10 protein-coding genes are annotated in these 14,027 nt (G+C 73.4%); 8 read left to right on the forward strand and 2 right to left on the reverse strand.

Annotated features, from left to right (window positions below):
• Nucleotides 1–204 precede the first annotated feature (204 nt).
• Nucleotides 205–993: a hypothetical protein gene (locus ABZ836_RS11370; RefSeq protein WP_361141396.1), complete on the forward strand. Its 789-nt coding sequence runs from the start codon at nt 205–207 to the stop codon at nt 991–993.
• Between the two features lie 506 nt (nt 994–1,499).
• Nucleotides 1,500–3,080 (forward strand): M20/M25/M40 family metallo-hydrolase, encoded by a 1,581-nt coding sequence (locus ABZ836_RS11375; protein WP_361141398.1) that lies wholly within the window; start codon nt 1,500–1,502, stop codon nt 3,078–3,080.
• A 114-nt stretch (nt 3,081–3,194) separates the two neighbouring features.
• Here the strand turns inward: ABZ836_RS11375 and ABZ836_RS11380 are convergent, their stop codons facing one another.
• Nucleotides 3,195–4,025, reverse strand: coding sequence for a lysozyme (locus ABZ836_RS11380; RefSeq protein WP_356130520.1), 831 nt, complete (start codon nt 4,023–4,025; stop codon nt 3,195–3,197).
• A gap of 174 nt (nt 4,026–4,199) precedes the next feature.
• On the opposite strand from ABZ836_RS11380, the gene ABZ836_RS11385 reads away from it, so the two are divergent.
• The 5 genes from ABZ836_RS11385 (at nt 4,200) to ABZ836_RS11405 (ending at nt 11,301) form a co-directional block, all read left to right on the forward strand.
• The gene (locus ABZ836_RS11385; protein ID WP_356130518.1) at nt 4,200–4,925 is read left to right on the forward strand and encodes a spermidine synthase; all 726 of its coding nucleotides are present in this window, start codon (nt 4,200–4,202) and stop codon (nt 4,923–4,925) included.
• A 96-nt stretch (nt 4,926–5,021) separates the two neighbouring features.
• Nucleotides 5,022–5,759: a response regulator transcription factor gene (locus ABZ836_RS11390; protein WP_151771308.1), complete on the forward strand. Its 738-nt coding sequence runs from the start codon at nt 5,022–5,024 to the stop codon at nt 5,757–5,759.
• Between the two features lie 71 nt (nt 5,760–5,830).
• Nucleotides 5,831–6,883 (forward strand): ATP-binding protein, encoded by a 1,053-nt coding sequence (locus tag ABZ836_RS11395; RefSeq protein WP_356130718.1) that lies wholly within the window; start codon nt 5,831–5,833, stop codon nt 6,881–6,883.
• Nucleotides 6,884–7,189: 306 nt separating this feature from the next.
• Nucleotides 7,190–10,993 carry a multifunctional oxoglutarate decarboxylase/oxoglutarate dehydrogenase thiamine pyrophosphate-binding subunit/dihydrolipoyllysine-residue succinyltransferase subunit gene (locus ABZ836_RS11400; protein WP_356130516.1) on the forward strand — a complete coding sequence of 1,268 codons (3,804 nt, stop codon included), beginning with the start codon at nt 7,190–7,192 and terminating at the stop codon, nt 10,991–10,993.
• Nucleotides 10,994–11,121: 128 nt separating this feature from the next.
• On the forward strand, nt 11,122–11,301 hold the full coding sequence (locus tag ABZ836_RS11405) for a DUF6104 family protein (protein ID WP_030049542.1): 180 nt from the start codon (nt 11,122–11,124) through the stop codon (nt 11,299–11,301).
• A gap of 674 nt (nt 11,302–11,975) precedes the next feature.
• On the opposite strand, the gene ABZ836_RS11410 is transcribed toward ABZ836_RS11405, so the two are convergent.
• Nucleotides 11,976–12,809 (reverse strand): hypothetical protein, encoded by an 834-nt coding sequence (locus ABZ836_RS11410; protein WP_361141401.1) that lies wholly within the window; start codon nt 12,807–12,809, stop codon nt 11,976–11,978.
• Between the two features lie 339 nt (nt 12,810–13,148).
• Here ABZ836_RS11410 and ABZ836_RS11415 point away from each other — a divergent pair, with 339 nt between their 5' ends.
• On the forward strand, nt 13,149–14,027 hold the full coding sequence (locus ABZ836_RS11415) for a hypothetical protein (protein ID WP_361141403.1): 879 nt from the start codon (nt 13,149–13,151) through the stop codon (nt 14,025–14,027).

Consider the following 14,027-nt stretch of genomic DNA (forward strand, 5'->3'; position numbering starts at 1 on the left):
ACCCCCCACCCGCGCGGTCGTCCGAGCGGGCCCCCGGACCCCCGGGTGGACGGCCGACACGGACTTTGGCAGGATTCGCCGCCACGCCTTCACAATCACGCCGGATTCCCCACCAAGCGGGCACGGCACGGGAGTTCCGCCGCCTCCCACGCCCCGCCGCCGGCGTTCCCGCGGAACCCGTGACGCCGCGTGCAGACTGGCCGGATGCGTACCGAACTGGCCTCCGAGCCCTCCGAACTCGGCTTTCCCAACGAGGACTTCGTCTCCGTCGGACTACCGGCCTCCGGCCTCGGCGGCGCGGTGGTGGTGCTCGACGGGGTCACTCCTCCACGCGGCGAGACCGGGTGTGTGCACTCCGTTCCCTGGTTCACCGCCCGGCTCGGCGGGGCGCTGACCGAACTGTCCCTATCCCGGCGGGATCTTCCCCTGAGGGAGGTGCTGGCCGCCGCGATCCGGCGCACGGCCGAGGCGCACGCGGACGGCTGTGACCTTTCTCACCCGCGGACGCCGCAGGCCACGGTGGTGGTCGCGCGGTGGGACGCGGAGACGGTGGAACACCTGGTGCTCGCGGACTCCGTGCTGCTGGTGGAACGGGCCGACGGGGAGGTGGACGCGCGCACGGACGACCGGCTCGCGCGGATCCCGCGGGAGCGGCTGCGGTCGGCCGCGTTCGTGGACGCGAACCTGCGGAACCGTGAGGGGGGCTTCTGGACCGCCGCGGCCGATCCGGGCGTCGCCGCGCGGGCCGTCGTCGGATCGGTGCCGCGTGACGGGGTGCGCTCCCTCACCGCGCTCACCGACGGCGCGACGCGGTGGGTGGAGGTCTTCGGCCGCGGGGGGTGGGGCGACGCGCTCGCCGTCGTCCGCGACCGGGGGGCGGAGGCCCTCATCGCGGAGGTCCGCGCCCTCGAGTCGGCGGACGCCACCGCCCGCGCCCACCTCGGCCCCGCCAAGACCCACGACGACGCCACCGTCGCGCACCTCCGCCTCTGACCCCAGCGGGCCGCCGTTCCCGTGCCCCCTCGCCGCACGTCGCCCCGTCACGCCGCTCCCGTCCCGCGCACGGCTCGCCGAACCGGCCCCCACGGCCCCTGCGGGCAACCCGCCGCGAGGCCTCCCCGGCGAACCCGCGGGCGCGTGCAGTTCGCCGCGCCGGCGTCGCCTCGCCGCTCCCCCGGCACACGCTTCGCCCCGCGTGCGGGGGCACGCCCACCGTCCCCCGGGCGTGGGCCGCCCGGGGGGGCGATGGGGCCCCTGCCCGGGCGAGGCCGAGGGCTTGGGGGAGGACGGCGCCTCCTCGGCGGCAAGCGACCGGCACCACACGTAGGCCGACCGTGCCGTCCGCACGCGGCCCCCGCCGCGGCGCGGCCCGTGGCACGGCGCGGCGGACGCGGCCCGTGGCGCGGCGTGGCGGAGAGGGCGGAAAGTCCCGCGTTGCGGGGGTGCGGGAGGGGGGTGAGCATGGCGGGAGGTTGCCCCGCCGCCGGAAGGAACCCCGCGTGCGCAGACGCAGAGCCGTGACCGCCGCCCTCACCGCCCCGTTCCTCCTCGCGGCCACCGCCCCCGCCCCCGCCCCGCCCGCCGAGGACCCCGCGGCCGCGGCCCAGGCCCTCGCCGCCCGCCTCGTGGCCCGCGCCGACGCGCGGGACGCCCACCGCCACCTCGTCGCGTTCCAGCGCATCGCCGACGCCAACGGAGGCAACCGCGCCGCCGGCACCCCCGGCGCCGACGCGTCCACCGCCTACGTGCGCGACTCCCTCCGCCGGGCCGGCTACCGGGTCACCTCGGTCCCCTTCGCGTTCACCTACGCCGAGACCCTCGCCGAGAAGCTCCGCCTCACCGCTCCGGACGCCGCCCCGCGCGACGTCGGCGTGAAGCTGATGACCTACACCGTCTCCACCCCCGAGGGCGGCCTTACCGCCCCGCTCGCCGCCCTGCCCGCGCGGGGCGACGACACCCCCGGCTGCGAGCCGTCCGACTACGCCGCCCACGCGGTGAAGGGCAAGGTCGCGCTGGTCCCCCGCGGCGCCTGCTCGTTCGCCGAGAAGCAGCGTGCCGCCGCCGGGGCCGGCGCCGCCGCGGTCCTGATCGCCAACACCGAGGACGGCCCGCTGCACGGCACGCTCGGCGACCCCTCCGCAGCCGTGATCCCGGCCGGCGGGGTCACCCGCGAGGACGGCGAGGCCCTGTCCGCCGCCGCGGAACGGGCCGGGAAGGCGGGTGACACCGCGGGGGCCACGGTCACCCTCGACCTCCGCGAGCGCCGCGAACGCCGCACCGCCCACAACGTGATCGCCGAGACCCGCGGCGGCGACCCCGCCCGCACGGTGATGTTCGGCGCCCACCTGGACTCCGTGACCGAGGGCCCCGGCATCAACGACAACGCCTCCGGCTCGGCCGGCCTCCTGGAGGTCGCCCTGGAGCTGGCCCGGGCCGAGCAGCGCCCCGCCCACCGGGTGCGTTTCGCCTGGTGGGGCGCCGAGGAGTTCGGCCTCCTCGGCTCCACGGAGTACGTCGGCGGCCTGTCCGCCGAGGAGCGCGAGCGGATCCGGCTCTACCTGAACTTCGACATGATCGCCTCGCCGAACCACGCGCTGTTCGTCTACGACGGCGACGACTCCGACGGCCTCGGCGCGGGCCCCGGCCCGGCGGGCTCGGCCCAGCTGGAGCACCGCATCACCGCGTTCCTGGACCGCCGCGGCCTGCCCCACCTGGGGACCGATTTCACCGGCCGCTCGGACTACGGCCCGTTCGTCGAGGCGGGCATCCCCTCCGGCGGCACCTTCACCGGCGCGGAGGAGGCCAAGAGCGAGCAGGCGGCGGCCCTCTTCGGCGGCGAGGCGGGGAAGCCCTACGACCCCTGCTACCACCAGGCCTGCGACGACCTGGACAACATCGCGCGGCCCGCCTTCGAGGCCAACATCGACGTCATCGCGGACGCCGTCGGCACCTACACGCACGACCTGGCGTCCCTGACCGCCCCCGCGCCCGCCCCGGCGGCCGCCACCTCCGCCCCCGCCCCCGTTCCCGCGACGACCGGCGGGGGCCTGCGTCCGGGGCACGCGGGGGTCGACCGCTGAGGAGCCCGGCCCGCCGCCGTCCGGGGGCCGCGGGACCGGGTCCCGGAGCCGCCCGGACGGCACCGCGCCGCGCCGTGCCGTGCCGTGCTGTGCCGCGCCGTGCCCTGCCCCGCGTCAGCCGAGCGCCAGCGCCTGCACCCGGTCGTACGCCCCGTTGAACCGGTTGTGGTCCCCGACGATCGGTCCGGTCGAGGTGTACTGCCACATCGTGTAGTACGGCCACCCGGCCGGCAGCGTGCCCACGGTCGAGGCGTAGCGGGCGATCCAGAGCGGGTTGCTCGCGCCGAACCCGCTGTAGTTGCCGGTGCACTCGGTCCACCAGCTGGTCGCGGTGTAGATCACCGCGTCCCGCCCGGTCCTGGCCTTGTAGGTGGTCAGGAAGTCGCGGATCCAGGACACCATCTGGGCCTGGGTCTTGCCGTAGCAGGACGCCCCGTACGGGTTCCACTCGATGTCCAGCACGCCCGGGAGGGTCTTGCCGTCGCGGGACCAGCCGCCCCCGTTGTCGACGAAGTAGTGGGCCTGGGCGGCGCCGGTCGTGGTGTCCGGGGTGGCGAAGTGGTACGCGCCGCGGATCATCCCGACGTTGTACGACCCGTTGTACTGCTGCGCGAAGTACGGGTTCTTGTAGTACGTGCCCTCGGTGGCCTTCGCGTAGGCCCACCGCACGCCGCTGGTCCACAGCCCCGACCAGTTCACGTTGCCCTGGTGGCTGCTGACGTCGACGCCCTCGGTCTGCGTCACGGCGGCGGCCCTGCCGGTCGGCGGTTCGCCGTGCCGGCCGTCGTGGGCCGGGACGCCCATGCCGAGGTGGGCGGAGCCCCGGGCGGGCGGCTCGCCGGCCGCGGCGCCCTCGGCGGCCTGGGCGGGGGTGACGGTGAGGGCGGCGAGAGCCGCGAGGAGCACGCCGGCGAGGACGGCGCGCGAGGGTCTGAGCACGGACATGCGGAACCTCCGGTGGGGAGCTCGGGGAGCTGTTTGCCGCGAACATGTCAGTGGTGCCAGGCACCGAAGCTACGCCCGTAGAGCTCCCCCGGAAAGAGCGCCTGTCCCCCGCGGGACCGCGCCGGTTCCCCCGTTCGCCGATATCCGGCCACCGGGCTTGGCAGGATGGCGGTCATGTCCGCCACGTACACCCCCGTGCAGGCGGGGGACGCCGAACCCCCCGTCGTCGTGGACCGCCGCACCGGCCCCCACGGCGAGATCGTCCTGCGCCGCCACGGAACGTTGCTGCAGATCATCGCGAACGGCTGCTTCCTGATGGACACCTCGGACGGCCGCTCCGAACGCCTCCTGGTCGACGCCGCAGCCCGCCGGCTCGACGAGACCGGCGGCCGCCCGGCGCCGCGCCTGCTGATCGGCGGCCTGGGCGTCGGGTTTTCGCTCGCACACGCCGTCGCCGACCCCCGCTGGGAGCGGATCACGGTGGTCGAGCGGGAGCCCGCGGTGATCGACTGGCACCGCTCGGGTCCCTTGGCCCACCTCACCGCCGAGGCCCTCGCCGACCCGCGCACGGAGATCGTCGAGGCCGATCTGACGCGTTACCTGAATGTGACTTCCCACACCTGGGACGCCCTGTGCCTGGACATCGACAACGGCCCCGGGTGGACGGTCGACGAAGGCAACGACAGCCTCTACACACCGGCCGGACTGGCGTGCTGCGCAAGGGTTTTGCGCCCCGACGGGGTGCTGGCGGTCTGGTCCGCGCGACCGTCCGCGGAATTCGAAGGTACCTTGCGGAATGCCGGGTTCCGACAGGTCCGTACCGATGAGGTCCCCGTTGCCCGAGGAGTCCCCGACGCGGTCCACCTCGCCCTGCGGCCCGGGATGGCTCTTGACGGGTGACTCCCCGTACGCTGCCCCTGGCGCCGATCATCGGCGCCGTGACCGCAGGCATGGGAATCACCCCACGGATTCCGGAAAGCACACCAGGGGCGGGCGATGGAGCAGACACACACCTCGCACAGCGGAAGCACGGCGACGCAGGGCGCTCAGCGCAGAGTCCTGGTGGTCGAGGACGACCCGACGATCGTCGACGCCATCGCGGCCCGCCTGCGCGCCGAGGGGTTCCTGGTGCAAACGGCGGGTGACGGACCGGCCGCCGTGGACACCGCGGAGGCCTGGCAGCCCGACCTGCTGATCCTCGACGTGATGCTGCCCGGCTTCGACGGCCTGGAGGTCTGCCGCCGCGTCCAGGCCCAGCGCCCGGTCCCGGTGCTGATGCTCACCGCGCGCGACGACGAGACCGACATGCTGGTCGGCCTCGGCGTGGGCGCCGACGACTACATGACCAAGCCGTTCTCCATGCGGGAGCTGGCGGCCCGGGTCCACGTGCTGCTGCGCCGCATGGAGCGCGCCGCACTGGCCGCCGCCACGCCGCGCTCGGGCGTGCTGCGCCTGGGCGAGCTGGAGATCGACCACGCCCAGCGCCGGGTGCGGGTCCGCTCCGAGGACGTCCACCTGACGCCCACCGAGTTCGACCTCCTGGTGTGCCTGGCCAACACCCCGCGCGCGGTGCTCTCCCGTGAGCAGCTGCTGGCCGAGGTGTGGGACTGGGCCGACGCCTCCGGCACGCGGACCGTCGACAGCCACATCAAGGCGCTGCGCCGGAAGATCGGCGCGGAGCGCATCCGCACGGTGCACGGCGTGGGCTACGCCCTGGAGACGCCGACGCCATGACCAGCGACCCGGTGGCCGGGCGCCCGGTGAACGGGCGCAGACCGTACGGGCCGTCGTGCCCCCGGCGCGGGATGCGTCCGTTCTCGATCAAGACCAAGCTGTGCGCGTTGGTCGTGATCTCGGTGCTGATCACCACGGGGTTCCTGCTCATAGCCCTGCGCACGGACACCGAGCTGCGGTTCGTCATGGTCTTCTCCATGATCGCGACACTGCTGATCACCCAGTTCGTCGCGCAGTCGCTCACCGCCCCGCTGGACGCCATGACCGGCGTGGCCCGGTCCATAGCGCACGGCGACTACGGCCGCCGGGTCAGCGAGAACCGGCGCGACGAACTCGGCGACCTCTCCCGGGCGATCAACCGGATGGCCGACGAGCTGGACGCGCAGGACCGCCAGCGCAAGGAGCTGGTGGCGAACGTCTCGCACGAGCTGCGCACCCCCATCGCGGGCCTGCGCGCCGTCCTGGAGAACGTGGTGGACGGCGTCTGCGAGGCGGACCCGGAGACCATGCGGACCGCCCTGCGGCAGACCGAGCGCCTGGGCCGGCTGGTGGACACCCTGCTGGACCTGTCCCGCCTGGACAACGGCGTGGTGCCGCTGAAGGCCCGCACCTTCGAGGTCTGGCCGTACCTCTCGGGGATCATCAAGGAGGCCGGCATGGTCGCGGCGGCCCGCCCGGGCCTGGCCTCCGGCTCCGGCACGCACACCCGCAGCGACGTCCACCTGCACCTGGACGTCCAGCCCACCGGCCTGACCGCGCACGCGGACCCGGAGCGGCTGCACCAGGTGCTCGCCAACCTCATCGACAACGCGATGAAGCACAGCCCGTCCCGCGGCCGGGTCACCGTGCGCGCCCGCGGCGGACCGTACCCGGGCTCGCTGACGCTGGAGGTCCAGGACGAGGGCCCCGGCATCCCGCGCGCCGAGTGGCACCGCGTCTTCGAGCGCTTCAACCGCGGCTCCGCGCCCTCGCACGGCCCGGGCAGCGACGGCGGCACCGGACTGGGGCTCGCGATCGCCCGCTGGGCCGTGGAACTGCACGGCGGACGCATCCGCGTGGCCGAATCCGAACGAGGTTGTCGCATGCTCGTCACCCTTCCGGGAAGCATCCCGGAAGAGGGTTGACGTAAAGTTCGGACCAAGACCTCTTCAAGATCGACCGACGTCCGCGCCGGTGGACCACGTGTCAGCACGTGGAAGGGGGGAACAGGCTCGTACGGAGGCCGTGCGCGGCTTCCGTCGTCGCACCCGTACACACCTGTTTCATAGGGGAACCCCGGTTGTTTCCCGCCATTTCCGCCGCCGAAACACGCTCGCGGATGTGATGTGCGCGACGATGACCGGGCCCGGCCTGACCATCCCTGCCGGGGAGGCGTAGCCTTTGTTCCCGCTGTCCATAACCTTGTGAAGCGGAAGAGGGCGGTTGCCGCCGTGTCGCCACAGTCCCCCAGTAACTCGAGTGTCTCGACCGACGCAGGTTCGGCGGGTAAGAACCCCGCGGCCGCGTTCGGCGCCAATGAGTGGCTCGTCGACGAGATCTATCAGCAGTACCTCCAGGACCCGAATTCGGTAGACCGCGCCTGGTGGGACTTCTTCGCCGACTACAAGCCGGGCTCCTCCGCCCAGCAGTCCGCCGCGCCGGCCCCGGCCGCCCCGGCCCAGCCCGCCGCCCCGGCTCCGGCCGCGGCTCCGGCGCAGGCCGCCGCTCCCGCCGCCCCGCAGCAGGCCGCCGCTCCGGCGGCCCCCGCGAAGCCCGCGGCCCAGGCCGCTCCCGCCCCGGCGAAGCCCGCCGCCGCCAAGGCTCCGGCCGCGGCCCCGGCGAAGGCCCCCGCCAAGGCGAAGGCCGAGCCGGCGACCGAGGCGAAGGGCGGGCCCGAGTACGTCACCCTGCGTGGCCCCGGCGCCGCCGTCGCCAAGAACATGAACGCCTCGCTGGAGCTGCCGACCGCCACCTCGGTCCGCGCCGTCCCGGTGAAGCTGCTGTTCGACAACCGCATCGTCATCAACAACCACCTCAAGCGCGCCCGGGGCGGGAAGATCTCCTTCACGCACCTCATCGGGTACGCGATGGTGCAGGCCGTCAAGGCCATGCCGTCGATGAACTACTCCTTCGCGGAGAAGGACGGCAAGCCGACGCTGGTCAAGCCGGAGCACGTCAACCTCGGTCTGGCCATCGACCTGGTGAAGCCCAACGGCGACCGCCAGCTCGTCGTCGCGGCCATCAAGAAGGCCGAGACGCTGAACTTCTTCGAGTTCTGGCAGGCCTACGAGGACATCGTCCGTCGCGCCCGTGACAACAAGCTGACGATGGACGACTTCACCGGCGTGACGGTCTCCCTCACCAACCCCGGCGGCATCGGCACCGTGCACTCCGTGCCGCGCCTGATGCCCGGCCAGTCGGTGATCATGGGCGTCGGCGCCATGGAGTACCCCGCCGAGTTCCAGGGCACCTCCCAGGACACCCTGAACAAGCTGGGCATCTCCAAGGTGATGACTCTCACCTCGACCTACGACCACCGGGTCATCCAGGGCGCCGCCTCCGGCGAGTTCCTGCGGATCGTGTCGAACCTGCTGCTCGGCGAGAACGGCTTCTACGACGAGATCTTCGAGGCGCTGCGCATCCCCTACGAGCCGGTCCGCTGGCTCAAGGACATCGACGCCTCGCACGACGACGACGTCACCAAGGCCGCCCGCGTCTTCGAGCTGATCCACTCCTACCGGGTCCGCGGCCACGTCATGGCCGACACCGACCCGCTCGAGTACCAGCAGCGCAAGCACCCCGACCTGGACATCACCGAGCACGGGCTCACCCTGTGGGACCTGGAGCGCGAGTTCGCCGTCGGCGGCTTCGCCGGCAAGTCGATGATGAAGCTGCGCGACATCCTCGGCGTGCTCCGCGACTCGTACTGCCGCACCACCGGCATCGAGTACATGCACATCCAGGACCCGAAGCAGCGCAAGTGGATCCAGGACCGCGTCGAGCGCCCGCACTCCAAGCCGGAGCGCGAGGAGCAGCTGCGGATCCTGCGCCGCCTGAACGCCGCCGAGGCCTTCGAGACGTTCCTGCAGACCAAGTACGTCGGCCAGAAGCGCTTCTCGCTGGAGGGCGGCGAGTCCGTCATCCCGCTGCTCGACGCGGTGATCGACTCGGCCGCCGAGTCCCGCCTGGACGAGGTCGTCATCGGCATGGCCCACCGCGGCCGCCTGAACGTCCTCGCCAACATCGTCGGCAAGTCCTACGCGCAGATCTTCCGCGAGTTCGAGGGCAACCTCGACCCGAAGTCGATGCACGGCTCCGGCGACGTGAAGTACCACCTGGGCGCCGAGGGCACCTTCACCGGCCTGGACGGCGAGCAGATCGCCGTCTCGCTGGTGGCCAACCCCTCGCACCTGGAGGCGGTGGACCCGGTCCTGGAGGGCGTCGCCCGCGCCAAGCAGGACATCATCAACAAGGGCGGCACGGACTTCACCGTCCTGCCGATCGCCATCCACGGCGACGCGGCCTTCGCGGGCCAGGGCGTGGTGGCCGAGACCCTGAACATGTCGCAGCTGCGCGGCTACCGCACCGGCGGCACGGTCCACATCGTCATCAACAACCAGGTCGGCTTCACCGCGGCCCCCGAGTCCTCGCGTTCCTCCATGTACGCGACGGACGTGGCCCGCATGATCGAGGCCCCGATCTTCCACGTCAACGGCGACGACCCCGAGGCCGTCGTCCGGGTCGCCCGACTCGCCTTCGAGTTCCGCCAGGCGTTCAACAAGGACGTGGTCATCGACCTCATCTGCTACCGCCGCCGCGGTCACAACGAGTCGGACAACCCGGCCTTCACCCAGCCGCTGATGTACGACCTGATCGACAAGAAGCGCTCGGTGCGCAAGCTCTACACCGAGTCCCTCATCGGTCGCGGCGACATCACCCTGGAAGAGGCCGAGCAGGCGCTGCAGGACTACCAGGGCCAGCTGGAGAAGGTCTTCACGGAGGTCCGCGAGGCCACCGCGCAGCCCGTCCCCTCCGAGGCCTACGACCCGCAGGCCGGCTTCCCGGTCCCGGTGACCACCGCGATCTCCTCCGAGGTCGTCAAGCGGATCGCCGAGTCCCAGGTCAACATCCCCGACCACATCACCGCGCACCCGCGCCTGCTGCCGCAGCTGCAGCGCCGCGCCGCGATGGTCGAGGACGGCACCATCGACTGGGGCATGGGCGAGACCCTCGCCATCGGCTCGCTGCTCCTCGAGGGCGTTCCGGTCCGCCTCGCGGGCCAGGACTCGCAGCGCGGCACCTTCGGCCAGCGTCACGCGGTCATCATCGACCGCGAGACCGGCGAGGAGTTCACGCCGCTGCTGTACCTGTCGGACGACCAGGCCCGCCTGAACGTCTACAACTCCCTGCTGTCCGAGTACGCGGCGATGGGCTTCGAGTACGGCTACTCGCTGGCCCGCCCCGAGGCCCTGGTCATGTGGGAGGCGCAGTTCGGCGACTTCGTCAACGGCGCGCAGACGGTGGTGGACGAGTTCATCTCCTCCGCCGAGCAGAAGTGGAACCAGACCTCCGGCGTCACCCTGCTCCTGCCGCACGGCTACGAGGGCCAGGGCCCGGACCACTCGTCCGCCCGCCCGGAGCGCTTCCTGCAGCTGTGCGCGCAGAACAACATGACGGTCGCCATGCCGACCCTGCCGTCGAACTACTTCCACCTCCTGCGGTGGCAGGTGCACAACCCGCACCACAAGCCGCTGGTGGTCTTCACCCCGAAGTCGATGCTGCGCCTCAAGGCCGCCGCGTCGAAGGCGGAGGAGTTCACGACGGGCGGCTTCCGCCCCGTCATCGGCGACGCCTCGGTGGACCCGGCCTCGGTCCGCAAGGTCGTCTTCTGCGCCGGCAAGGTCTACTACGACCTCGACGCCGAGCGGAAGAAGCGCGGCGACACGGAGACGGCGATCATCCGCCTGGAGCGGCTGTACCCGCTGCCGGGCGAGGAGATCCAGGCCGAGCTCGCCAAGTACCCCAACGCCCAGAAGTACCTCTGGGTGCAGGAGGAGCCGGCGAACCAGGGTGCCTGGCCGTTCATCGCGCTGAACCTGATCGACCACCTCGACCTGAAGGTCGGCGCGGACGTCCCCGCCGCCGAGCGCCTGCGCCGCATCTCGCGTCCGCACGGCTCGTCGCCGGCGGTCGGTTCCGCGAAGCGGCACCAGGCGGAGCAGGAGCAGCTGGTCCGTGAGGTCTTCGAGGCGTAAGGCCCCGCAGTCCTCCTGGTGAGGGCCCGGTCCGGGTTTCCCCGGCCGGGCCCTTACCCTTTCCCCGTACCGTCCACCGTCCCGACCGTCCCGACCGTCCGGTCCACCGCAGGAGAGACACCACCCCCATGTACTTCACCGACCGCGGCATCGAGGAGCTGGAGAAGCGGCGCGGCGAGGAGGAGGTCACCTTCGAGTGGCTCGCCGAGCAGCTGCGCACGTTCGTCGACCTCAACCCCGACTTCGAGGTCCCGGTCGAGCGTCTCGCCACCTGGCTCGCCCGCCTCGACGACGAGGACGACGACTGACCCTCGCCACCGCCGGCGACGGCGCCCTCCCCGCCGCCCCACCGTTCGCGGTTCGCGCCGCAGGCGGCACCGGCCTCGGCGTGCGGCGGGCATGCCGGTTCGCCCCGCGGGTGGTCCGTGCCGCCCCTGCCCCGGACGGGCGCCCGGCCTGAACGTCTCGCCGCGCGGGGCTTCTCACTCCACCGCCCTTCGCGGGGTCAGCAGCGCGGGCCGACCTGGCTGCCGCGTCGCCCTGCGGCGGCTGGGCCGCCCAGCGGGCGAGGGGGTCAGGCCTGTACTCGGGCCCTGTCCTGCCGCGGGGGCCCATGCCCATGCCCATGCCCACGCCCATGCACGGTGCTGTCGACTGTCCCCCTGCTTGAGCAGAGCCGTGAGCTGGGGAGAGGGCGGGCGCAGGGCGGCGCCCTCCGCGGCCGAGCGGCTCGCGCCACCCCTGGCAGGAGGGACGCGGTATCCACGGGCGCAGGACGGCTCCTCCGCAACGAGCAGCTCGCACCACGAGATCCAAGCCGAGGGCACCGCCCGCACGCGCGCCCCCGCCGTGGCACCGCCCGGCCCCTGACACCGCGCCCCCGCAGGCACGGCCCCGCACACCACCCGCCGTGGCGGCAGCGCACCCGCACGCACGCGCGCCCTCGCCCCGGGGCGGGGTGACACGTCACGCCCCGTGCGGCTCAGCCGCCCCGCCCCCGCCGCATCACGCCGTACCCGACCCCCACCACCCCGTGCGCCACCAGCAACGCCCCCACCGCGACCGCCGCGCCCCGTCCCCTCCCCGCCCGCGCCCGCACCCCACGCGCGAGAACCGGCGCCCCCACCGCGATCTGTGCCGCCGCCAGCCCCACCGCCCGCGGCCCGCCGCTCCACGGCATCCACTCCGCGAACCGCCCGCCCCCCGCGACGTCGAGTTCGGCCTGCACCGCCTCCCGCCACCCGGACCACTCCACCCTCCGGGTCCCCGGCCTCCCCAGGAGCGCCTCCCGCAGCGCCCCGGCGGAGAACCCCGGCTCCAGCCCCGCCGGCAGGGCCACCCCCACCCGGGTGAGCACCGCCAGCAGCCCCCGCAGCCGCGCTCCCGCATCCGCCTCCGGGTCCGGCGCCCGCAGGGCCTCCAGCAGTTCTCCGTCCAGCACCGGGTCCAGGCCCAGCCTCCCCACCAGCGCCAGCACCAGCGGCTCCCCCTCCACCGCCTCCCCGTGCGGGACCCCGCCACCCGCCCCGGCCACCCCGACCGGCGTCCCGTCGGCCCGCCAGCCGAACCCGACCGTCCGGCGGAACCCGGAGGCCAGCAGGAGACCGCCGCCCGCCGCGTCCCACCAGAGCCCCAGCACCGGCCACGGCGCTCCCACCGCAAGCGCCGTCGCCCACCCGCCGACGACCCTTCCCACGGAGGCCGGCTCCTCCGTCCGGGCCCACGGCTCCCGCTCCGGCACCAGCACGCTCCACCCCGCCCCCGCCCCGCTCAGCAGCATCGGCTCCCTCAGCAACAGCGCCGCGGGCGCCACCACCCCCGGTTCCGCCCGACAGACCAACAGCGCGCCTGCCGCACCGCCCACGCCGTCCGCACGGTCCGTGCCGCCCGCCCCCTCCGCGCCCTCCACTCGGTCCCCACCCCCACTCGCCCACCTCGGTTGTCGTTCCGGCCCCTCCCGCCTATCCGGCTCTTCTGGTCCCTCTGGTCGCTCAGTCGCCATGATCGCCACGCTAGACCGGCCCGGACGATTCCTCCCCCTTTGTTCCCCCACCCCAACCTCACTCGAACGTGTGCATTGCCACTCCACGCAACCGCGATATATCGTGTTAGCCAGAAGACGCGATACACCGCGTCCCGCTGCCAGGAGGTCCGCATGCCCGAGTGGTCCGTGACCAAGCCGCTCAAGCTCACGCTCGACGACCCCGTCCACTCCCTGCGGGTCCGCCTCGTCCGCGGCGCGGTCAACGTGGTCGGCACCGACGAGTCCGCCTCCCGCCTGGAGGTGACCTCGGTCGAGGGCGAGCCCCTGGAGGTGACCCTCGAGGACGGCGTGCTGACGGTGGCCTACCGCGACCTGCCCTGGCACAACGTCCGCAAGCTGCTGAAGCGGGACTCCTGGCGCAGCAGCGCCGTGGTGTCGCTGGCCGTCCCGGCGGGGACGACCGTCCGGATCGGTTCGGTCGACGCCGCCACCACGGTCTCCGGCGTCAAGGGCCGCACCGAGGTGCAGGGGGTGAACGGCGACACCACCCTGGTCGGCCTGACCGGCCCGGTCTCGGCGTCGACGGTCACCGGCTCCGTGGAGGCCCAGGCCCTCTCCGGCGACCTGCGCTTCAGCTCGGTCGGGGGCGACCTCACGGTCGTCGAGGGCTCGAGCCGCTCGGTCCACGCCGAATCGGTGACCGGTTCGGTGATGATCGACCTGGGCCGCACCGGCCCGGCCGACCTGGAGCTCTCCAACGTCTCGGGCGAGATCGCCGTCCGGCTCCCCGAGCCCGCCGACGCCGAGGTCCACGCGGACACGGCCGCCGGTTCCCTGGCGAACGCCTTCGACGAGCTGAGGGTGGGCGGCCTGCCCGGCACCCGCAGGATCACCGGCCGGCTCGGCGCCGGCAGCGGCCGGATCCGCGCGACCACGGTCTCCGGCTCCATCGCGCTGCTGCGCCGGCCCGCCAGCCCCGACACCGAGGCGCCCGACTCCGGGACCCCCGGCACCGAGAAGAGCGACACCCCGACCGAGAAGGTGCTCTGA

The organism is Streptomyces sp. NPDC047130 (assembly GCF_040643475.1).
Taxonomy (GTDB): domain Bacteria; phylum Actinomycetota; class Actinomycetes; order Streptomycetales; family Streptomycetaceae; genus Streptomyces.

What these genes read in the sequence shown, in the direction of transcription:
- ABZ836_RS11390 (WP_151771308.1), top strand. Translation starts at nt 5,022, where the DNA reads ATGGAGCAGACACACACCTCGCACAGCGGAAGCACGGCGACGCAGGGC.
- ABZ836_RS11385 (WP_356130518.1), top strand. Translation starts at nt 4,200, where the DNA reads ATGTCCGCCACGTACACCCCCGTGCAGGCGGGGGACGCCGAACCCCCC.
- ABZ836_RS11405 (WP_030049542.1), top strand. Translation starts at nt 11,122, where the DNA reads ATGTACTTCACCGACCGCGGCATCGAGGAGCTGGAGAAGCGGCGCGGC.
- ABZ836_RS11395 (WP_356130718.1), top strand. Translation starts at nt 5,831, where the DNA reads ATGCGTCCGTTCTCGATCAAGACCAAGCTGTGCGCGTTGGTCGTGATC.
- ABZ836_RS11415 (WP_361141403.1), top strand. Translation starts at nt 13,149, where the DNA reads ATGCCCGAGTGGTCCGTGACCAAGCCGCTCAAGCTCACGCTCGACGAC.
- ABZ836_RS11370 (WP_361141396.1), top strand. Translation starts at nt 205, where the DNA reads ATGCGTACCGAACTGGCCTCCGAGCCCTCCGAACTCGGCTTTCCCAAC.
- ABZ836_RS11380 (WP_356130520.1), bottom strand. Translation starts at nt 4,025, where the DNA reads ATGTCCGTGCTCAGACCCTCGCGCGCCGTCCTCGCCGGCGTGCTCCTC.